We start from the raw sequence: 21,877 nt of genomic DNA on the forward strand, positions 1-21,877 counted from the left end.
TAAATAATACTGTAACCGGTTACACCTGTCAATAGGCCGAGGCTTTCAAAATTAGACTTAAAAATCATTATTTCCTATAATAACGGTGTTACTAGTTTCGTTTAATTATTTTTAAAGTAATGAAAGCGTTGACAAAATCATTAAATTCAATTACACTAATCACGATTATTAATAAGTTCAATTTCTAAACTAACGTAATAGAGGTGCTTTTTTCATGAAGTTTACGAATGGTTATTGGCTAGACCGACCTCAATATGAGATTCAGTCGCCAAAAGAAGTTTTCGACGTTAAGCAAGATGGTGATAAATTAACGCTTTACGCCCCATTTAAGTACATTAATGAACGTGGCGATGAATTAAACCTTGGGATGTCAACCATTGAATTAACTTCTCCAATGGAAGGCGTTATTGGTGTTAAATTAATTCACTTTGATCAACCTGAAAAAGGCCCATCATTTGAATTGGCAAATGAACATCCAAATGTAAAAATCACTACTGGCGATAAAGAAATTTCTTATCAATCAGGTGATTTAGCTGTTAAAGCACCATTTAAGGGCCACTTCGAACTTGATTTCCAACGCAATGGTAAGACCATTACCAAATCAATGGAAAAGGCCGAAGGTGTCATTTTAGATAAGTCAACTGGTAAAACCTACATGAGAGAGCAACTCTCCATGGGCGTTGACGAATTGATCTACGGTCTTGGCGAACGGTTTGGTTCCATCGTTAAAAACGGTCAATCCGTTGATATCGTCAATAAAGACGGCGGTACCGGTTCTGAACAAGCTTACAAGAACATTCCTTTCTACTTAAGCAGTGAAGGCTATGGTGTGTTCGTTGATCAACCCGAAACGGTTTCGTTTGAAGTTGCTTCTGAAAACGTTGACCGGACACAATTCAGTATCGAAGGTCAATCCATGCAGTACTACGTTATTGATGGGCCTACCCCTAAAGGCGTCCTCGATAAGTACACCCGTTTGACTGGTAAAGTTTCACTACCACCTGCTTGGACGTTTGGTCTTTGGTTATCAACTTCATTTACAACTGATTACAGTGAAGAAACGGTTCTTAAGTTCATTGACGGCATGGCTAAGCGTAAGATTCCGTTGGATGTCTTCCATTTTGACTGCTTCTGGCAAAAGGGCTTTGAATGGTCAACGTTACTCTGGGACCGTGAAAAGTTCCCAGATCCAGAAGGTTTGATCAAGAAGATTCACGACCGCGGTGTGAAAGTCTGTGTCTGGTTAAACCCTTACATTGCTCAAAAGTCGCCCCTCTTCAAAGAAGGAAGAGATAACGGTTATTTGATCAAGCGCCAAGATGGCAACGTTTGGCAATGGGATCTTTGGCAAGCTGGTAACGGCTTCGTTGATTTCACTAACCCAGCTGCCGTTAAGTGGTACCAAAGCAAGTTGAAAGACTTACTAGACATGGGTGTGGATTGCTTTAAGACCGACTTTGGTGAACGGATTCCCGTTGAAGATGCCGTCTTCTATGATGGTTCTGATCCTAAGCGTGAACACAACTACTACACTTATCAATACAACCAAACAGTCTTCGACATTATCAAACAAGAAAAAGGCGAAGACCAAGCCGTCGTATTTGCCCGTTCAGCAACTGCTGGCTCTCAGAAGTTCCCAGTACACTGGGGCGGCGATTGCCTAAGCCGCTACAAGTCAATGGCTGATTCACTTCGCGGTGGTCTGTCATTCTTGCTTTCAGGCTTTGGCTTCTGGGCTCATGATATTAGCGGGTTTGAGGAACAAGCTACACCAGACCTTTACAAGCGCTGGACGCAATTTGGCCTCTTAAGTTCCCACTCTCGTTATCATGGTTCAGGTCAATACAAGGTGCCGTGGATCTTTGACGAAGAAGCCGTGGACAATACCCGCAAATTCGTTAACTTGAAGCTTTCACTCATGCCTTATATCTTTGATGAGGCTGTTAATACTCATGAAACTGGTACACCTTTGATGCGACCACTCTTCCTCGAATACACAAACGATCGCAACACCTATCATTTGGAACAGCAATATATGCTAGGCAGCAAATTAATTGTTGCACCCGTCTTCAACGCTGAAGGCGACGTTAACTATTACCTGCCAGAAGGTAATTGGACCAATATCTTGACTGAAAAGAGTTACCACGTTGAACATGGTCAGTGGTTCTCAGAAAATTACGATATGCTCAACTTACCTGTTTTGGCTAGAGACAACAGTATTATCCTGCGTCACCCAGGCGCTGAACACGCACAGTACGACTACACGGACGCTCCGGACATCAACATCTATGAACTAGCAGACGGCAACACCGCTACTACTCGAGTCGTTGATGAAAAGGGTAAGCCTGCAGGCAGCGTTAAAGCACAACGTCAAGGTAATACGTTAACCGTTACCTCTGATGGTCTGAAGGGTACTTCAACCGTTAACTTCCACGCTAATGGCGAAGTTAAGACGTTTAAGTTAAACGGCGGTTCAGGTAACTTCACACTTTAAACTGTTCGTTAAATAAATAATTCAACTCACACAATAGCACCCTCTCCATAACCTGGAGGGGGTGCTATTCTATATGCCTATTGTATACAAATAACCCCAGCGTGGTCACTCAAAGATGACCATGCCGGGGTTATATAATCTTAAACGATTTTAGTTATTTTCACGCCGATAAGCTAGCAACTGTTGGCTAATTTCCTTAGTCTGATCATAAACCTGCGCGTAAATCTTGTGCAGCTGATCGTACTTCTTAGCATTGTCAGGGTTTGGCATGTACGTCTTACCAAAGTGCACGAACTTCTCAGCACACTCCTGGAAGTTCTTAAACCAGCCCAAGCCAACAGCGGCAATCATCGCAGCACCCATACCAGGGCCCTGCTCGTTAGTTAAGCTAACAACCTTCTTATTAAAGATATCAGCTTGAATCTGAAGCCATAACGGGCTCTTAGCACCGCCGCCGATAGCAACAACGGTATCAAACTGCTTATCGTTCTCATCGTAGATATCCATGATGTCTTTGAATGAGAAGATGATGCCTTCTAGAACTGCCCGAACAAAGTCGGTCTTCTTGTGGGTCCCATCAACACCGGTAAAACTCCCACGAATATCAGCATCCGCGTGAGGCGCCCGTTCACCGACGATATATGGCGTGTAAAGTAACCCGTTAGCACCAACGGTCGATTCAGCAGCGCTCGCTACCATATCATCGAATGAGTCATCTTTGGCGAAGGTCCGCTTGAACCAGTTTAATGAATAGCCGGCAGCCAAAGTAACGCCCATGGAGTAATAAGAATCAGGAATAGCATGATCTTCAAATTGAAGCACGCCGTGATAATCAACGGTTGGATCTTCCTCGTACTTCAGTACAACACCTGAAGTTCCGATACTTGAAAGTACCATGTTAGGCGACAGGATCCCGGCACCAACAGCACCGGCAGCGTTATCAGCAGCACCGCCAAAGACTTTCGTGTGGGTATCGAGTCCTGAGAAGACAGCATAACTGCTAGAAACCGTTCCCGCTGAATCGATCGACTTCATCAGTGGTGGGCACATGGACATTGGAATATCGAAGGCATCGCAAATGGTTTGACTCCATTGCCCGTTCTTAACGTCTAAGAGCACCGTCCCAGTAGCGTCGGAGTAATCCATTCCCAGCTTACCGGTCATCCGATAACGAACGTAATCCTTTGGCAATACGAAGGTCTTTGCTTGCGACCAGATGTCTGGCTCATTTTCCTTAACCCAAAGCATCTTAGGCAACGTAAATCCTTCAAGCGGCTTATTCTTAGTAATATCGATGAATTCCGAACCCAGTTTATCCTCAATTTCACGACACTGCTTAGATGTTCGAGTATCGTTCCAGAGAATAGCCGGCCGCAGAACTTGGTTGTTGGCATCGAGTAAAACTAACCCGTGCATTTGACCAGAAAAACTGATCCCAGAAATTTCAGCTGGCTTAATGTGATCGTCTAAAATCAACCGGACAATGGCTACCGTTGTGCCAGATACCCAGTCTTCTGGGTTCTGTTCACTATAACCAGGACGTGATTGAATCAATGGGTAGTCAAAACTTTGCTGGGCAACAATTTCACCGTCACGGTTCATAGCTGATACCTTAACGGCACTAGTACCCAAGTCGACCCCTAATACATATTCATTCATATTTAAGCTCCTTTATAACCAGTATACCAACCAAAAAAGCAGTCAGCAGACAATCGGTCCACTGGCTGCTTCATTTAAATCACATTATTTGCCTAAGACATTAACAATGTAATGGTTGATTGTATCTTTGATTTGTTCCAAGTGATCTGAAGAAGTTGCGGCACGTAATTCAGCTTGGGTCTTGTCAAGTGAGTAATCTTCAAGGGTCTTGAAGGTTGCCTTGCCACTTTCGATGTCGGCACCAATGCCAGAATTGTATGAGCTGTAACGTTCCTTGACGATGTTATCAAGAACGCCGTCTTCCTTCATCTTCATAGCAACACGCAGGCCGGCAGCAAAGCTATCCATACCTACAATGTGACCGTAGAATAAGTCGTTTGCTTCAAATGATGAACGACGAGGCTTAGCATCGAAGTTCAAACCACCGCGAGGGCCGATACCGCCGTTTTCAACAACTTCGTACATTGCAGCAGTTGTTTCGTAAAGGTTTGAAGGATATTCATCAATATCCCAGCCAATCAACTTGTCACCTTGGTTAGCATCCAATGAACCAAGTAAGCCAGCTTCACGAGCAACACGAATTTCGTGTTGGTAAGTGTGACCAGCCAAGTTAGCATGGTTGCCTTCCAAGTTCAGCTTGAAGTCTTTATCCAAATCGTATTCCTTCATGAATGCGATAGTGGTTGCGGCATCAAAGTCGTATTGGTGAGTAGTTGGTTCCTTTGGCTTTGGTTCGAGCAGCATTTGTGCGTCGAAGCCAATTTCGTTAGCGTAATCCTTAGCCATGTGGAACATCTTAGCAGCATGTTCTTGTTCCAACTTCATGTTAGTGTTCCAAAGTGATTCGTAACCTTCACGACCACCCCAGAAGACGTAGTTTTCAGAACCGACACGCTTACCAATTTCCAAACTGTGCTTCAACTGAGCAGCTGAGTATGCAAAGATGTCAGCATATGGTGAAGTACCAGCACCGGCAACGAAACGAGGGTTAGTGAACAGGTTCGAAGTGTTCCATAATACCTTCATGCCAGTTGTCTTTTGATATTCAACAATCCGGTCAACGACTTTGTCCAAGTTCTTGTTGGTTTCACGTAATGTGTCGCCTTCTGGAGCTAAGTCACGATCATGGAAGCAAAGGAAGTCATTACCTAATTTGTCGTAAAATTCAAATGCGTAATCAACCTTAGCTAATGCGTTGTCCATTGGATCAGTGTACTTGTCGTATGGACGCATTGCAGTTCCGTCACCGAATGGGTCTACCAAACGTTGATCAAATGTGTGCCAGTATGCAACGGCGAACCGTAGCCAGTCACGCATTTTCTTACCGCCGATAACTTCGTCTGGGTTGTAATAGTGAAATTCAGCACCAGAACTTAAATTAGAGTTACCAACATACTTAATCTTATCCATGTCCCATAGTTGTTCAGCCATGAAGAAGCCTCCTAATAGTTTTAATTCAAATCAGTTTAGATTAGTTTGTTCAAACAACCAACTCACATTTATTAGTATAGCGCTTACATTTAAAAATACAAGCCCCTCTCGGTCAAAATCGCACATTCAACCACGACAATTCCTGTTATATTAGGCTTACAAGCGTAAAAAAAAATTCAGAATCATTGTAAATGATTCTGAATCCAAATTACAGAACAGAGGTCTGAGCCTCAAAATTCAGTTTAGCATCTTCCATTCCCAACGCCTCACGCGTTACAAGAGAGCAACCACCTAGCAAAGTAGCGTAGTGGGAATTTTGGGTTAATTTAATCGGTACCAATATTGAAGGTGCCATTTTCGCATAAACTTGTTCGATCTGCGGCTCTAACTCTGGTAATTCTTCTAGAAGTGGCGAATTCAGGAAAACAATGTCCGGATCGTAATTATTCGCCGCATTATAAATGATTCCAGCAACGTTTTTTACGAAGGCCGCCAAAGCTGACTTAGTCACCTCGTCACCCTCATTGAATAGCCGGACCACATCATCTCGCGTCATGTTCGTTGCGTGCTTCTCATCCTGAATTTGGTTAATAACTGCATCTTCAGAACAGTAATCTTCCACTTTCCTTGGCGCACCATCCCAATGCCCATCAATGGAAACAGACCGGCCAATTTCACCGGCTTCACCATGAGTACCGCGATGCAGCTTTTGATTAATGATCAATCCGGCACCGATCCCACGGTGAATACTGATAGTAACCATGTTCTTCAGCTGGTCGTTAGCCTTATTAAAATCACGCTCATAGACCGCCGAAACGTTGGCTTCGTTTTCCAGCAATACCGGAACTTGAAATTCTTGCGTATAATAGTCAGCCAAATCAACGTGATCCATATCTAAGAAAGGTGAATAAGTTACCTGATTGTGATCAACTGTCCCGTGAATGGCAAAACTGATGCCTAAAAGCCCGTGGCTTGTGTTATCCTTAGCTGACACACTTGCTAATTCATCATTAATTAATGGTAAAATTTGTTTAAGGGTCAGTCCCTTAACGTTCACCTGCTTGTATGAAAGGACATCACCAGACAAGTTATTTTGCATCACGTGCAAATGACGGTAACCAAAGTCAAAGTTCATCGTGTAACCGTACCGTCTGTTGATTGCCAGCAATACGGGCTTGCGGCCGCCTACGTTAGATGCGTCACCTTCACCAAGCTCTTCAACGTAACCCTGTTCCTTTAAATCCCTGTACAGAGCGGAGACCGTCGACTTGTTGAGTGCGAGATTTCGTGAAATTTCGATTCTTGAAATCGGTTGATGATTGAAAACTTCAGCCAGAACCGACTGGATATTTTGCTGATGCAGCTGCATTCTGTTGCGGATTGCACTCGACAATTTTGTCCCTCCCTTAGCTCTAAAACCCATTCTATTGTACACTAATGTTAACAAGGTCAACAACAGCCGTTTTCATTTTTCTTTAATCTACCTGAAAATAAAACCAGAATCAACCATTAATAATAATTAATATCGTAAAAAGGAGTTCCCTATGAAAATCGCAGAATTTGGCGTTGAAAGCTGGCTTAACCAGTGGGAAAAAAGCGCTAAGTATGATATTTCTCAAAGCACGATCGATTCAATGACCATTGCCGAATTGCTTAAAATGACGGGTGATGATGAAAGTGTTCTTTACAACCAGTTACTGCACACCAAGATGAACTATGGCTGGATCGAGGGTTCACCAGAATTCAAAACCCTGGTAAGCAAGCTGTACGACCACGTGAATCCTGATCAAGTTTTGCAAACGAACGGCGCTACCGGTGCCAATCACCTGGCGCTATATTCACTGATCGAACCCGGCGACCACGTGATTAGTGAATACCCTTCCTATCAACAGTTGTACGATATTCCACGCTCGCTGGGAGCTGAGGTAGACTTTTGGCACATCCACGAAGCGGACAACTGGTATCCGGACATTAATGAACTCAAACAGCTCATTCGGCCAAACACCAAAATGATTTGTTTGAACAACGCCAACAATCCAACCGGTACTTTGCTAAATAAGGCCTTCTTGCAGCAAGTCGTCGATTTAGCAGAAACGGTTGGCGCGTATATCTTAATTGATGAAGTTTATCAGCCATTGGACGACTTCGAACACTTTACTTCCATTGTGGATCTTTACGACCGCGGGATTGCCACTAACTCCCTGTCAAAAACTTATTCATTCCCCGGAGTCCGCATCGGCTGGACGGTAGCTAGTGACGAAATCTCTGATTTATTTAGAAAATACCGTGATTACACCATGATCTGCGGCGGCGTCTGGAACGATATTTTAGCAGTTTATATTTTGCAACATAAAGATCAGATACTGGCCCGTAACCGCAAGTTGATTTTAAACAATCTGGAGATTCTAAAAAATTGGGTGGCTTCCGAGCCCCGTGTCAGTGTCGTACTACCTCAAGCCGTGTCGACCTCCTGCATCAAAATAGACATTCCAGAACCTACCGAGAGTTTCTGCATTCGGTTATTGAAAGAAACCGGCGTTTTATTGGTTCCAGGTGAGCGTTTTGACTTGCCAGGGCATGCCAGACTGGGTTATTGTACTGATGAAGTTACCTTGAAAAAGGGGCTTAGTAAGTTATCAGAATTTCTGCGTCAATTTGACTAAACATTCGGAGGCAATGAAATGGCAGCAAACGAAGCGTTACTCATTATTGATTATACGAACGATTTTGTACACGATGATGGTGCCCTTACCTGTGGCAAACCGGGACAGATTCTGGAACCAGAGATTATTAAGTTAGCCAATCAATTTGAAGCTGACGGCAGCTGGGTCATTTTACCTACTGACGTTCACAAGCCAAACGATCCGTATCATCCTGAAACTAAACTATTCCCGACGCATAACGTCCGGGGTACTTGGGGCCGAGAATTTTACGGTCAACTTAAGCCATGGTTTGAAGAACACCAAAACGACGAAAAAGTCTATATGTATGATAAAACCCGTTACAGCGCTTTTGCGGGAACTGATTTAGACATCCGTCTGCGTGAACGTCACGTTGATACTGTACACTTAGTTGGTGTCTGCACCGATATTTGTGTCCTTCATACCGCAGTAGATGCATATAATTTAAACTATAATATCGTTGTTCATAAGGGCGGTGTCGCTGCACTGACGCCAGCTGGGCAAGACTGGGCCTTAGGCCACTTCGAACACGTCCTTGGGGCAAAAATTGAGTAGAAAAGAGTTTTTGTATGCAACCGTACTTTAACAAAGTCACTCAGGCCGGCTACGATAAGATTGCTGCTGAAATTGAAGCAGTAAAAAAAGAACGGCCAGGCCGAATCAAGGCCCTTTCAGATGCCCGTGCCTTGGGTGATCTTTCCGAAAACGCTGAGTATAGCGCAGCTAAGCGTGATCTACGCCATCTGGAAAGTCGCTTACGTTATTTGAAGAAACAGCTCCGTTACGCACAGGTGTACGAGCCTGCCGATAACGCTGTGATTGAAATCGGTAAGAGCGTCACACTGCAATTTCAGGATGACCAATCTGAAGAAACTTTTGAATTGGTTGGTAATCCTGAAGCTGACATTGAACACAATAAGATTTCACTGTCATCTCCGATCGGTCAGGCATTGTTGAATCATACGGTGAATGATGTTGTTACCATCAGTTCACCTAATGGCAGTTATCAGGTGAAGATATTATCGGTGAAAAAAACGTAATTTATTAATACAAAAGCTCCCTATTCTAAAAGCCATGGAATAGAGAGTTTTTTCGTTTTAACTAATGTGAAATTATTACTAATATATACTTATTTAAAAGATCATATTATTTTAAAAATTCGATTAAAATACTGATAAATTAAGTATTAAAACGTTTACAGTGTTACGATGAAGTTGATGTGAATGATATCACTATCTGAAAGAAGGACTTTAATTTGGAAGCACTGGTTATTAAAGAATTTGGTTCAGCAGATGAGTTTTACGAAACGGAACTCGATCAACCACAAATCACTGATGATACTGTATTGGTTGCTGTTAACGCCTTCAGTATTAATCCGATGGATGTGGCTGCGCGTTCGGGAAAGCTGCCAGCTCAATTTTCCGCCAACTGGAAATTCCCGTTAGTTTTAGGCTGGGATTTTGCTGGAACCGTGATTAAAGTTGGTAAGAACGTTACCGGATATCAGATCCGAGACCGGGTTTTTGGCAGTCTGCCTTACGACCACGCAAGTAATAACGGCTCATATGGCAGCTACGTTGTCGCTTCACCCGAAACAATGGCCAAAATTCCAGCTGCTCTGTCCTTTGATCAAGCTGCTGCATTACCAATTGCTGGCGGTACGGCCTATCAAGCGATTATTGACAACCTCAGCGTTAAAAAAGGTGAAACTGTCTTAGTTCAGGGTGGCGCCGGTGGTGTGGGACTGTTCGCGGTTCAAATTGCTAAGGTTCAAGGTGCCAAAGTAATTGCGACAGCAAGTCCCTCGCACCATGAGCTATTGAAAAAAATGGGTGCCGACAAAGTAATCGACTACCATGACCGAACGGCAGTTAAATCACTTAAAGACGTTGATGCAGTCTTCGATACTGCTGGTGATATTGACGATAGCTTAGCCGTATTAAAATCAGGCGGTAAATTGGTGACTGTCGGTGGTCGGCCAACTCAAGAACAACTCAACTTAACAGACAAAACCGTTGTATCTCAGTTTACGCACGCCACTACCGCAACGTATGACAGTTTAGCCGAATTAGTTAGCTCAGGTAAACTTCAAATCAAACTGCAGACCCTACCGCGATCAGCTGATAATCTGATCCGAGCTCAGCAAATGGTTGAAGGTCACCACATGGCCGGCAAATTTGTTATTCATGTAAAGGATTAGATCAAAGGAACTCGTTTAAAAGAAAAAGGGACAGCAGATTTCAAATTAGTAAAAATCCGCTGTCCCTTTCTTATTCAATTATTTAATTTAAATACCGGTTTAACGGTAAACGATCCCACCATCAACCATGATAGCTTGACCAGTAATGTAATCAGCTTTTTCGCTTGCTAAGAATGATACTAAGTTAGCAACGTCAGCTGGTGTTTCCCCACGGCCTAATGCGATGCCATCAAGGTAAGCTTTGATTGATTCACCAGGTGCAACGTTATGCAATTCACCCATTTCGGCATCAATTTGATCCCACATTGGTGTGAGCACGATACCTGGGCAATATGCGTTAACAGTAATCTTGTCTTGTGCCAATTCTTTAGCGGCAGCCTGGGTAATCCCACGAATGGCGAACTTAGTTGCTGAGTAGGCACCTAATAATTCGAAGCCTTCATGACCGGCAACTGATGAAGCGTTGATGATCTTACCTGGTGTTCCCTGCTTCTTGAATTGAGCAGCTGCGGCTTGAATACCAAAGACAGTCCCTTTAACGTTAATGTCCAAAAGACGATCTAAGTCTTCTTCCTCAGTTTGGCAAACTTGTGCGACGTGAGCAATCCCCGCATTGTTAACGAAAACATCAAGTTGACCAAGTTCTGAAACAGTCTTAGCAACTGCATCAAAAACTTGTTTTTTGTATTGAACATCCGCTTCAATGGCAATTGCCTTGCCACCATCAGCGTTGATATGATCAGCGACCTTTTGGACCTTATCCAAATGACGGCCAGCAAGTGAAACTGCGAACCCATCTTTAGCGAGTTGTAAAGCGATACCTTCACCGATACCTTGACCGGCACCTGTAATTAAAGCGACTTTTTGATTTGCCATGATTAACCTCAGCTCCTAATTGTTATATAATTCACAATTTTAGAGTTTACCTGATAAATCGTAATTCGTCAAGGATTATTGGGAAGTTAATACTTTATTAATAATTAGATTTAATCACGCATGTGATATATTGAATATTCTGATAGTCCTTTTCGGCTGGAGCTTATCGTTATACTGGCAGCACAAATAAAGCGGTCTGATTACATCAAAGTAATCAGACCGTTTTATTGTTATTTTTAACTGTTTTAGATTTTGATTTTCTATTGCCTAATCGGGCTGCAGCTCTCTAAGCGCCCGCCTTCGCACCTTAGGCCGTTGGCGCCACCTTTTTCTCAACCCAGCCTAAAACTAAATCGAGAATAATCGCCATCAGCGCTGTTGGTAAAGCACCGGCTAGGATAATGGCCGTCCCATTCGTCGCGTTTGTCCCACGAATGATGATGTCCCCTAAACCACCAGCGCCCACGAAGGTTCCGATAGCAGTAATCCCAATTGCTAACACCAGTGCGTTTCTCAGACCAGCCATCACCATTGACAGCGACAGCGGAATTTCCACCAACCGCAAAAGCTGCAGTCGGGTCATCCCCATGCCTGTTCCCGCGTCTAGCAACGTCGGATCTACGTTTCGCATACCGGCATCCGTATTCTTAATAATCGGCAGTAACGAGTAGAGGAACACCGTCACGATAACCGTATTGACCCCTAAGCCTAAACCAATCATGATGATGGATAGCATAGCCAGCGAAGGTACCGTTTGAATCACGTTAGCAATCCCGATAACCACGCCATTTAAACGGGTATGGTGCGCGATGAAGATTCCGATCGGAATGCCGACAATAGCCGCCAAGATTACACCATACGCCGAGATCAAGAAGTGGCGGGTAAATTGTGCTAAAACGTAGCTGCCATTATGGCTGTAATAGTAAATGAGCTGTTCCCAAAGATTCAAATGGGTCATTTAGTCGCCACTCCCTTCAAAGTAATGATGCTGTTCCAGATACTGTTTAGCAACCACTTCCGGTTCCATCAAGTCATTATCAACTTTATAGTTAAGCCGCTGCATGGTCTTTAAATCAATCTTGCCGCTTAACTTACCAATAACTGGTTTCAGCTCTGGATGTTGCTTAAGCACTTTATTCGTTGCAACGGCACTTGCAGTATATGGTGGGAAGAAGTGCTTATCATCCTTCAGCATCTTTAAGTGATAACTGCCAACCCGGCCATCCGTCGAATACCCTAAAATGGCATCCATTTTATCGGCCGCAACCGCGTCATACACCAGCCCAATCTGCATTGGATGAACTGCACCAAACTTATAACCATACGTTTTCTGGAAGCCGTCGTAGCCATCGCCCTTCCGGTTTAACCAGATTTGATCGATCCCGACATTCATCTTGCCGGCAACTGGCTTAAGGTCGCTAACATTGTTCAGGTGATAGCGTTTGGCAGTTTTTTGAGTCACCATCCAAACGTAGGTATCCGCGAAACCATACGTTTTAAAATACGTCATGTGATACTGGTTTTTAAAATGTGTTTCAACTGTCCGAGTTGCTCTCTCCGGATTACGGTCAACGGGTTTGCCCATAATCGTGGTTAAATCAGAACCAACATAGCGAATCGCTGAAATATCGGCCTGATTATTTTTCAATGCGTTAAATGACACGTTTGCTGAACCCAAATTATTAATGATTGTCGTGTGCAGCTTCGTATCATGCTGAATCATATCCTGTAACATATAGGACATAATCTGCTGTTCAGTCGTGTTCTGTGACGCAATTCTGATCGTGTCGCTACCACTTCCAGCTAAACCTGGGAAGCCGCATCCTGCTAATCCAATGGCACAAAGTAAGGAGAAGCTCAGCATGATCAGCCATCTTTTGATGTTTTTCACGGTTTCCCCTCCTATTCTTCTGATGTCCGCGGCGTTAACGCCGTTTCAACTTTACCTAGCAGCCAGTCAACTACCAGTGCCAAAATAATCACTGGAATTGAACCGCCAAGGATCAGATCACTTCGGTACAGATTCAGGCCATTAAAGATAAAATCACCAAGTCCGCCAGCACCAATGTATGAAGCTAGAGCTGCCCAAGCAATCACGTAGGTCGCCGAAAGCCGGACACCAGACATGATCACCGGTGCGGCTAAGGGCACTTCAACTTTAATGATTGATTGCCAGGGTGTCATCCCCATACCTTTCGCGGCATCCTTCAGCGATGGATCCACGTCGTTCATCCCAATATAGGTGTTTCTTAAAATCGGCAGTAAGGAGTAAATGAACAGCGCGATGATAGCTGGCTTAACACCGATTCCAAAGATGGGAATCATGAACGCCAGTAATGCCAATGCTGGAATCGTCTGCAGCATACTAGCAATCGAGATAACAATATTGGCCGTTCGCTTCGTACGCGTCAGCGCAATACCCAACGGCACCGCAAAGATGATACCCAGTCCCAGCGAAATCCCTGAGATATAGATATGCTGCCAGGTTTTCCCCAGCAAGGACAAGCCGTAAACGGCTAAGAAGTGCATCATTTGGCGTCACCACCTTGGTCAGCTGCTGCTGTTTCAGCCGTGGTGTCCTCGCTATCACTCTTTTTATCGTCATCGCCCCAAAGTGCGTCGTAAACAATATCGACCAGCGCTGCCCGGGTCACGATACCAACTAACTTATTATTACTATCCACAACGGGAACGTTCTTAAACCCCCGCTTTAAAATTCTTTCGACTGTATCCCGAACTAAGGAATCCGATTTAACGTAGAACACATCGTTGTGCATAACATCGCCGACACTGGTAGCCGTCTTAAAGTTATAGTCAATATCTTCAATGTCAAGATAGCCCTTTAAAGTACCGCCATCATCCGTTACCAACAGTGAATCAACCCGCCGATCATGCATGGTCTTCAAAGCTTCCTTTAGCAGCTTATCAGGTGTGATAGACGCTACGTTAGTCAGCATTACCTGGCCAACGGTCGTAATACTTGGGCGCGCTTGAATCAAACGGTCCTTCCCAATCAGGTTCTCAACGAATTCGTTAGCTGGATGCTGCAAGATCTCATCTGGTGAAGCAATCTGCATAATCTTACCATCATCCATAACAACGATTTTAGTTGCTAAAGTTAAGGCTTCATCCATATCATGGGTCACAAAAATGATTGTTTTACCCAAACGTTCCTGCAAGTCTTTAATTAAATCTTGAAGTGACTCACGGGTAATTGGATCTAAGGCCCCGTATGGTTCATCCATTAAAATGATATCTTGATCAGCTGCTAAGGCCCGAACTACCCCAATTCGTTGCTGTTGGCCACCTGATAGTTCAGAGGGATAACGATCCAAAAATTCCTCTGGCAGATCAACTAACTTGATCATTTCCTTGGCACGTTGGTCCATCTTGTCTTGCGACCACTTCAGTAAACGTGGTACCAGCGTGATATTTTGACGAATCGTCATGTGCGGCATAAGACCAATATTTTGAATCACATAACCGATTTTACGACGTAGTTTAACGGGATCCATTTGACTAATATCTTGGCCGTTGATTTTAATTGTTCCAGATGTTTGTTGCAGCATCCGGTTGATCATCCGCATAGTAGTTGTCTTACCAGAACCAGAAGTCCCAATAAAGCATACGAATTCACCCTTTTCAACTTCTAAGTTAAAGTCCTCCACTGCGACTTTACCCCCAGGGTATGTCTTGTTGAGATGTTCCATTGATAAAAACATCGGTTTTATCCCATCCTCTCTGCAATAATCTTGAACAATTCTCTGAATACACTTGGGTTAATTGTATCACTTATATATTATGACATAAATTTTCCAGCCCCTCATCCATTTAGCAATTTTCTGGTAAACCATAGAATAGCCAAATTAATCAAAATTAAAGTAAGCGCTTTTATTGCTTTTTATTTGCGCATATGTATAATTAGGTTGTACACAATTTAATTCTTGAAATGAGGTAATTCCAATGGCAAAAAAATTGTACACAACTACCATGACTAACAAGGGCGGCCGTGCGGGTGAAGTATGGTCAAACGATCGTAAATGGGATTTCAAAATTGGTACTCCCGGCGTAGATAAGGATTCAACAAACCCTGAGCAATTATTTGCTGCTGGATTTGCTTCCTGTTTTAATGGTGCTTTAGACATCGCTTTACAGCAGGCTGGTGTTTCTGCAGAGCCAACTGTTCGCGCGAAAGTTTCCCTATTTCAAGAGGGCGACGAACCTAATTTCCACATTGGCGTCGACTTATTTGGCCACATTGAGGGCCTAAATGAGGCCGACACGAAAAAGTACATGGAAATTGCCGAAACCATCTGTCCGTATGCCAAGGCAACCCGTGGTAATATTGATGTCACTTTAAATGTTGAATAAGGTTGGGCTTTAATCCAGAAACTGGTCAACTTAAGTAATCAATTTTCGGGTTTTATCCAAGATTCATTCCCTTATAAATGAAATTAAAGAGGTTCCAGACTGTAACATTACATCAGTCTGGAACCTCTTTTGTTACAAAACTCATAGCCACGTGTCTATGTATAAGATGTAAAAGCTATCAAAATGGCGTTTTTGTCATATAACTTAATCTCCTGGTAATTGTCGGTTAACATAAATGAAACATTTCCCGTGTATGCTGTTTAATAGTGATAAACGAATAAGGGGATTTTTAAAAATTATGTCAAAAGCGAATATAAAAATGAAACTTGCAGCATTCTTACTGATTTTCGGATTCGCCTTTGGAATGGGCACCGATGTTACATCAGGTATCAGTACACAAACACAAACGGTCACAGCACAGGCCTCAAGCAGGGTTTCTGCTAATCAGGCTAAGCAAATTGCTCAAATCAATGCTAACTTATCTAAAAACCAAAAAGCAGCTAAAAACTGGATTGCTTACCATGAATCCCGTTTTAGCTACACTGCCCGTAACGGAAACTGTTACGGTCGTTACCAGCTATTGAGAGCTTACTTGCATGGTAACTACAGTCCAGTTAACCAAGAAAGAGCGGCTAATAATTACGTCAGCGCCCGTTATGGAACCTGGACGCATGCTAAGCACTTCTGGCAGGCACATCACTGGTATTAAAATTACCGGTTAAATCAAAACTAATACGACCTGGGACTTCTCACGAAGTACCCGGGTCTTTTATTGTCTAATCCTATTTATTCATTTTATCGACTTTCTTAGATAATTGCGATACTTCCCGCGTTAACTGCTTGATCTGTTTTGTTAACGCTTCATTCTGCTTTTTTTGTTGCTGTTGTGCATCCTCTTGACCCGTTCGGTCGGTGAAGAAGTCAGTAATCGTACTCGTCAGCAAACCAATAAAACCGACTCCGCCAATCATCAGCACCGCCGCGATTAGTTTTCCCCAGGCGGTACGCGGCGAATCATCACCATAACCAACGGTGGTCGCCGTTGTAATCGCCCACCATAATGACTCCGATAACGTCTGGTGCTCCACCATAGAAAAGAACAGCGCACTTAAACAGATAATGACCACACTAATGGTAAACAAGTAAATAAAACCGGTATCATACGTAAACCGGTGAAGATCACGGGTCCATTTACCAGAGATCCCTAATTTCCAAAAAATATGGTGGGTTCGAACCATCCGAAAAATTCTTGCCAGCCGGAAAAGCGAAAAGGCTGGGTGCATTGGCAAAATCCCCAATAAATCAAAGGCATTATTAATTAAGAACCACTTGCGGTTTTTGGTAAAAATAAATCTGATAACGTAATCAATCGCAAAGAAGATCAATAAACCTTGAAAGGCAATCTGCCCCGCTCGTCCAACTTTGACATTTATCATCAATAGGATTGCTAAGATACTGGACGCAACAGCTAAAATGGCTACGATGATGTGATAAACAATCAGCCATCTTTCCTGCTGTTGCTTGGTTGCGTTACGCATTATTGATTGGCCTCCGTACCATAAATCGTCTTCAATGCCCCGATGTCACCGGCTGACAGGCTAGTGTTGCCCTGATCCACCGGGTACATCACCGAACTACGGTAACGACTATGATCTAATCCCAGTGCGTGGCCTAACTCGTGAATTGCCACTGATTTTCTGAGGGCAGCTGACGGATAATAAACGTTTAAGCCGGCTCTTGCGTGATTAGCTGTATAGGCACTCCAGCCGGTCTGCTGGATAATTTGCGGGCCACCGTGTCCCGACTCAATCATCGTGGTGTTCCCATTGCTGGGCATTTGTTTTGAATACACAAAAAAGGTAATTGAATTTTGCCGTTCAGTACCGTTACCTGGCACCAGCTTAACAATGCCGGTCTGATTATAAACATTCACGGCATTTTCAAAAACGGCCTTAGCACTGGCCGGTACATTGTCTTCAAAATGATAATAGTAAGTTCGGGAAAGTTTCCGGTTTTGAACGATCGATTCAATCGGCGTATCACTAGAGGAAATCTCCCGCTTTTGTGTCTGCTGAGTGGTCGTCTTAAGATTCGGGTCCACTTGATCGATGAATCTGGTAATTTGGCTGCTAAAGTTAATCGGTGCCGGCTTTGAATCCACTGCCATTGGTATAAATACAACAGCTAAGCCGAGAGTCACCCAAGTTAACCAACCTTGATAGCGCACAACAGACACCTTCCTTTTATTTATTAATTAGTCATAGACTACTGATTTTACTAATAAAGGTCAACCCATCCTACATAACTACACTAAATTTTAAATTGTACATCACTTTTAGCCAGTTAAACCTAAAATAATATATATCTTTTCAGTCTCTATAAGCTTATAATTATATAGCAGTTTTGCAAAAATACTTTATTTAATTCGGGAGGTCAATTTTTTGACTAAGCAAGTTTGGAAGAAAACAGTAACACTTATTTTAGGGGCATTACTAGTGGGCGGTATGATAAACACGTTAACCACAACGCAAGCTCATGCCGACGTAATGATTCCGTATTCAACGTACCAAAGTGATTTAAACGGTATTGAATCTGCTTTAACCAAAGCAAGTTCAGATGTCAAAGGCGACACCTCAGTTGAACTTCCGGAAGATCCTAAGGACGCTTATGATAGCTCCGAGACTGACTCATTTGCAAACTATTTTTACGCACTTGCCGATAGCATGGATAATGTCATTGACTACAGTGATCCTGATACAGTTCAAGACCGTCTGCTAAAAGAGAACTTAGAATGCTTGAATGATTCTTACGCCATTTTTCGTTCTCGGCTGACTGACGGTGAAAGAATTCAGTTAGATGCAGCAGCAGCTAATATTAATAATGCCATCGGTAATGAAGATGAGGATACTGTAAGTGACATGGAACAAAGCTTTGGATACAGTTTGGGTAATGCTGTTTCTGATTATGGGGATAACTATGATGGTGTTGCTACACCGGTAATCAATACAAACCCAACCCCATCTTCAACACCAGTTACAACTGCTCAACCTCAAGCTACACCCGCACCTAAAAAGAGTTATATTTTTAAGCTTTCTGCCACTACTTCAAAAAAATACGTTAAGGTCACTGGTTCTGCTAAGCTTTATAAGTCCGCTAATTACGCACGGATTCACACCTACAAAGGTAACAAGTATACTAAATTAAACAGCAATCATAACTTCCACAAAAAAATCTACGCACCAAAAGCTAAAACTGTGAAAGTAACCGTTGGTCATTATAGTAACGGTCATTTCACCTCTGTTACCAGCACCAAGACAGTCCACGTTAATTAGATATTAATAGTTTTCTAGTTCAAATAAGGCCTATTCCGACAGCTCTGTCAGAATAGACCTTATTAATTTGTGTGGCAATCTGATGTCATTCTCACAATCTGGTTACAAATCATCTAAAATGATTGACCTAACGCCTTTTAAATCATTAGTATAAACAATATTACTTATAATGCATAATTGCGTTGGAGGGCCATAAATGAGCAAAAGTTTAAAAATCTTAATTGTTGAAGACGATGAAGCATTGGCTAAAAACCTAGAACGGTTCTTAGCCGAAATCGCTGAAACTACGGTCAGTAATGACGGTATTGAAGGTCAAATGCTGGGTCAGGACGGTATTTACGATTTGGCAGTTTTGGACATCATGCTGCCTCAAGTCAATGGTTATGATATTTTAAAATACTGGCGTCACGACTGCCAGCTGGATATGCCCGTTCTCATTTTAACCGCTAAAGATACGCTGGATGATAAAGTGCGCGGCTTTCAGTTGGGCGCCGACGATTACCTGACAAAACCCTTTCACCGCGAAGAATTGATTATGCGGGTCAGAGCGCTGTTACGCCGAACCGGTAGTCTGGGAACCGACAATCAGCTGAGTGTTGCCGACTTTGACGCCAACCTTAACAGTCGGACAGTTTCGCTCCAAGGTGAGAATTTATCGCTGAATGGTAAGGAATACGATCTGCTGGTCTATTTTCTGCAGAACCCTGATACCATTATTACGAAGGATCAAATTTTCGACCGGCTATGGGGCTTCGACTCAGAAACCGCCCTTTCAGTGGTGGAAGTTTACATGAGCAATTTGCGTAAAAAAATCAAAGCTGTGACCAGCGACCAGCCGATTCGAACCTTAAGAAACGTGGGCTACATGCTGGAAACGGAGGCTTAGAGTGAAAATTCAAACCGCCGAAAAGCGCCAGCAATGGCGCCTTTTCATCAAAGAACTGATTACTTTCGCTGCTCTCTTCGCCGCGCTGGGACTAGTTGTTTACTTTCTTTTTTACCAGTCGATCTACCACGAAATGAACCATGGTTTCCAGTGGCAAAAAGAACAGATCTTACAGAACGCCCCTAGTCCTAAAGTCCGCCGTCTTATGAGCAGTGCTCCTCCTAAAACTAAAAATCATGCTTCCCCTAAAGATGGGCCTTTCCGGGCTAACTTAGTGGTTTTCAACAAGGATGGTAAGGTCTCTAACGACCCCATGCTCGGTCAACGGGACTACGATCTGCTCAAGAATACCCGCCTGATTAAAAGCCGCCTTAACCAGGTAACGAATCTGACTTTAACGGCTGATGGTATCACAGGCCACTTTAAAACGTTGCTGATCAAAGTCCCCAAATCAAATCCTAATCGGGTTTACGCTGGCCACTACGTCTTAATTATGAAAAACATCGATGCAGACCTTCAGGCCATGCAAAACTTCCGAACGGCCTTAATCACCACGCTGATTATTTTTTGGATTCTCGCCATCGCCATTGCCTACGTATTGTCGCGTGCAAGCATGAAACCAATCATCCTTGCCTGGCGTAAACAACGCGATTTTTCTGGGAACGCGGCTCACGAGCTGCGTACTCCATTGACTGTGATTCAAAACCAGCTGGAATACCTGCTAACAAAGCCTAAATCACGGATCATGGACGAGGCTGAAGAGGTTTCTACAGCTTTGGATGAAGTCAGTCATATGCAGACGCTCACCAATCAGCTGTTACTGCTGGCCCGTTCTGATTCAAACGTTATTCAGCTGAACCGAACAAACGTCGACCTGCAGCCGTGGTTGGAAAAAGCCATTAAGCTTTACTCAGATATTGCCCAGAGTCAGCAAAAGCACCTCCAGGCGACGATTAATGTTCCTGGCAACGGTTCGTTTGATTCTGACCTCATCCGTCAGGTACTGACGGTTCTGCTGGACAACGCCGTCAAATACACGCCTGCTGGTGGTACCATCACCGTTAACGCTAAGCGAATCCACGACCCCCTTCAGCATGAAGCTTTACAGCTGCAAGTTGCGGATACGGGCTCAGGGATTGCTGATGCCGAAAAGGAGAAGGTTTTTGAACGCTTTTACCGCACCGATAAATCGCGAAATTCGAAAACCGGCGGCAACGGTCTCGGACTAGCCATTGCCAAGTGGATCATCACTCAGCACCACGGTAAAATTAGCGTCAAGGATAACCACCCAACTGGTGCAATTTTCACCGTTACAATTCCACTATAATCATCAAAATAAAGAGCACCGTGACTCATGATACATAGGAGTCACGGCGCTCTATTTTACTTACTCAAATGGTTCACGGTGCACTTAGCCAAATGATCATCTAAAATACCGAGGGCTTCTAACCAGGACTGAACGATCGTCGGTCCTACGAATTTGAAACCCGCTTTTTTCAGTGCTTTGCTGACTTTCTGCGACAATGGCGTTTGCGCTGGTACCTCCGCTGCGGACGAATACCGGGTCACCACGGGCTGATTATCGACAAACGACCACAGATAAGCATTCATGGTCTTACCCGCCGCGTGCCAGTCCACTAACTGCTGCGCGTTATGAATGGTATCTTTAATCTTCAACCGATTACGGATAATACCGGCATTGTTTGTTAGCCTAGCAACGTTATCCGCATCAAATCGGGCAACTTTCTCCACGTCAAAATCCGCAAAAGCCGCCTTAAAGTTCGCTCGTTTATTTAAAACGGTTTGCCAGCTTAGTCCCGCCTGCATCATTTCCAGTGTCATCAGTTCAAAGGTTTCGCGCTCATCCGTAGTGGACACACCCCACTCGTAATCGTGATAATGCGTCATTAATTCGTTGGCATTCTCTGCCCAGTCACATCGTGTCAT

General features: G+C 43.6%; 21 protein-coding genes. 10 read left to right on the forward strand and 11 right to left on the reverse strand.

Annotated features, from left to right (window positions below):
• Nucleotides 1–214 precede the first annotated feature (214 nt).
• Nucleotides 215–2,494: an alpha-xylosidase gene (gene yicI, locus JUE95_RS06535; RefSeq protein WP_203650110.1), complete on the forward strand. Its 2,280-nt coding sequence runs from the start codon at nucleotides 215–217 to the stop codon at nucleotides 2,492–2,494.
• A gap of 150 nt (nucleotides 2,495–2,644) precedes the next feature.
• On the opposite strand, the gene xylB is transcribed toward yicI, so the two are convergent.
• From xylB to JUE95_RS06550, 3 genes are all read right to left on the reverse strand, one after another.
• A complete protein-coding gene (gene xylB, locus JUE95_RS06540) occupies nucleotides 2,645–4,153 on the reverse strand; it encodes a xylulokinase (RefSeq protein ID WP_203650111.1) in 1,509 nt (502 codons plus the stop codon).
• Between the two features lie 84 nt (nucleotides 4,154–4,237).
• Nucleotides 4,238–5,584 (reverse strand): xylose isomerase, encoded by a 1,347-nt coding sequence (gene xylA, locus JUE95_RS06545; RefSeq protein WP_203650112.1) that lies wholly within the window; start codon nucleotides 5,582–5,584, stop codon nucleotides 4,238–4,240.
• 208 nt (nucleotides 5,585–5,792) lie between these two features.
• Nucleotides 5,793–6,977 (reverse strand): ROK family transcriptional regulator, encoded by a 1,185-nt coding sequence (locus JUE95_RS06550; protein ID WP_235995267.1) that lies wholly within the window; start codon nucleotides 6,975–6,977, stop codon nucleotides 5,793–5,795.
• 151 nt (nucleotides 6,978–7,128) lie between these two features.
• On the opposite strand from JUE95_RS06550, the gene JUE95_RS06555 reads away from it, so the two are divergent.
• The 4 genes from JUE95_RS06555 to JUE95_RS06570 all read left to right on the forward strand — a co-directional run bounded on the left by JUE95_RS06555 (nucleotide 7,129) and on the right by JUE95_RS06570 (nucleotide 10,465).
• Entirely contained in the window at nucleotides 7,129–8,247 is a 1,119-nt protein-coding gene (locus JUE95_RS06555) for an aminotransferase (RefSeq protein WP_203650115.1), read from the forward strand.
• A gap of 18 nt (nucleotides 8,248–8,265) precedes the next feature.
• Nucleotides 8,266–8,820: a cysteine hydrolase family protein gene (locus JUE95_RS06560; protein ID WP_203650116.1), complete on the forward strand. Its 555-nt coding sequence runs from the start codon at nucleotides 8,266–8,268 to the stop codon at nucleotides 8,818–8,820.
• A 14-nt stretch (nucleotides 8,821–8,834) separates the two neighbouring features.
• Nucleotides 8,835–9,305 (forward strand): transcription elongation factor GreA, encoded by a 471-nt coding sequence (gene greA, locus JUE95_RS06565; protein WP_203650117.1) that lies wholly within the window; start codon nucleotides 8,835–8,837, stop codon nucleotides 9,303–9,305.
• Nucleotides 9,306–9,520: 215 nt separating this feature from the next.
• On the forward strand, nucleotides 9,521–10,465 hold the full coding sequence (locus JUE95_RS06570) for an NADP-dependent oxidoreductase (protein WP_203650118.1): 945 nt from the start codon (nucleotides 9,521–9,523) through the stop codon (nucleotides 10,463–10,465).
• A gap of 99 nt (nucleotides 10,466–10,564) precedes the next feature.
• On the opposite strand, the gene JUE95_RS06575 is transcribed toward JUE95_RS06570, so the two are convergent.
• The 5 genes from JUE95_RS06575 to JUE95_RS06595 form a co-directional block, all read right to left on the reverse strand.
• Nucleotides 10,565–11,341, reverse strand: a complete 777-nt coding sequence (locus JUE95_RS06575; protein WP_203650119.1) for an acetoin reductase — start codon at nucleotides 11,339–11,341, stop codon at nucleotides 10,565–10,567.
• A 307-nt stretch (nucleotides 11,342–11,648) separates the two neighbouring features.
• Nucleotides 11,649–12,299 carry an ABC transporter permease gene (locus JUE95_RS06580; RefSeq protein ID WP_308440894.1) on the reverse strand — a complete coding sequence of 217 codons (651 nt, stop codon included), beginning with the start codon at nucleotides 12,297–12,299 and terminating at the stop codon, nucleotides 11,649–11,651.
• Nucleotides 12,300–13,232 (reverse strand): osmoprotectant ABC transporter substrate-binding protein, encoded by a 933-nt coding sequence (locus JUE95_RS06585; RefSeq protein ID WP_203650120.1) that lies wholly within the window; start codon nucleotides 13,230–13,232, stop codon nucleotides 12,300–12,302.
• Between the two features lie 11 nt (nucleotides 13,233–13,243).
• Complete coding sequence (locus JUE95_RS06590) at nucleotides 13,244–13,873, reverse strand: ABC transporter permease (RefSeq protein WP_203650121.1); 630 nt, start codon at nucleotides 13,871–13,873, stop codon at nucleotides 13,244–13,246.
• Nucleotides 13,870–15,063 carry a betaine/proline/choline family ABC transporter ATP-binding protein gene (locus JUE95_RS06595; RefSeq protein ID WP_203650123.1) on the reverse strand — a complete coding sequence of 398 codons (1,194 nt, stop codon included), beginning with the start codon at nucleotides 15,061–15,063 and terminating at the stop codon, nucleotides 13,870–13,872. Before JUE95_RS06595 ends, JUE95_RS06590 begins: the two co-directional genes overlap by 4 nt.
• Before the next feature lie 241 nt (nucleotides 15,064–15,304).
• Between JUE95_RS06595 and JUE95_RS06600 the strand changes: the two genes are divergently transcribed.
• Both JUE95_RS06600 and JUE95_RS06605 read left to right on the forward strand, forming a co-directional pair.
• A complete protein-coding gene (locus JUE95_RS06600; RefSeq protein WP_203650125.1) occupies nucleotides 15,305–15,712 on the forward strand; it encodes an Ohr family peroxiredoxin in 408 nt (135 codons plus the stop codon).
• A gap of 364 nt (nucleotides 15,713–16,076) precedes the next feature.
• Complete coding sequence (locus JUE95_RS06605; protein ID WP_373305672.1) at nucleotides 16,077–16,421, forward strand: aggregation-promoting factor C-terminal-like domain-containing protein; 345 nt, start codon at nucleotides 16,077–16,079, stop codon at nucleotides 16,419–16,421.
• 73 nt (nucleotides 16,422–16,494) lie between these two features.
• On the opposite strand, the gene JUE95_RS06610 is transcribed toward JUE95_RS06605, so the two are convergent.
• Both JUE95_RS06610 and JUE95_RS06615 read right to left on the reverse strand, forming a co-directional pair.
• Nucleotides 16,495–17,250 carry a potassium channel family protein gene (locus JUE95_RS06610; RefSeq protein WP_203650129.1) on the reverse strand — a complete coding sequence of 252 codons (756 nt, stop codon included), beginning with the start codon at nucleotides 17,248–17,250 and terminating at the stop codon, nucleotides 16,495–16,497.
• A complete protein-coding gene (locus JUE95_RS06615; protein ID WP_235995271.1) occupies nucleotides 17,250–17,939 on the reverse strand; it encodes a M57 family metalloprotease in 690 nt (229 codons plus the stop codon). The genes JUE95_RS06610 and JUE95_RS06615 overlap by 1 nt, the downstream gene beginning before the upstream one ends.
• A 214-nt stretch (nucleotides 17,940–18,153) precedes the next feature.
• Here JUE95_RS06615 and JUE95_RS06620 point away from each other — a divergent pair, with 214 nt between their 5' ends.
• The 3 genes from JUE95_RS06620 to JUE95_RS06630 all read left to right on the forward strand — a co-directional run bounded on the left by JUE95_RS06620 (nucleotide 18,154) and on the right by JUE95_RS06630 (nucleotide 21,257).
• Nucleotides 18,154–19,044: a hypothetical protein gene (locus tag JUE95_RS06620; RefSeq protein WP_203650131.1), complete on the forward strand. Its 891-nt coding sequence runs from the start codon at nucleotides 18,154–18,156 to the stop codon at nucleotides 19,042–19,044.
• Nucleotides 19,045–19,240: 196 nt separating this feature from the next.
• Complete coding sequence (locus JUE95_RS06625) at nucleotides 19,241–19,930, forward strand: response regulator transcription factor (protein ID WP_203650132.1); 690 nt, start codon at nucleotides 19,241–19,243, stop codon at nucleotides 19,928–19,930.
• A 1-nt stretch (nucleotide 19,931) separates the two neighbouring features.
• Entirely contained in the window at nucleotides 19,932–21,257 is a 1,326-nt protein-coding gene (locus JUE95_RS06630; protein ID WP_235995279.1) for a sensor histidine kinase, read from the forward strand.
• Nucleotides 21,258–21,313: 56 nt separating this feature from the next.
• On the opposite strand, the gene JUE95_RS06635 is transcribed toward JUE95_RS06630, so the two are convergent.
• Nucleotides 21,314–21,877: a DNA-3-methyladenine glycosylase I gene (locus JUE95_RS06635; RefSeq protein WP_203650134.1), complete on the reverse strand. Its 564-nt coding sequence runs from the start codon at nucleotides 21,875–21,877 to the stop codon at nucleotides 21,314–21,316.

The organism is Secundilactobacillus yichangensis (genome assembly GCF_016861565.1).
In the GTDB taxonomy this organism is placed as follows: domain Bacteria; phylum Bacillota; class Bacilli; order Lactobacillales; family Lactobacillaceae; genus Secundilactobacillus; species Secundilactobacillus yichangensis.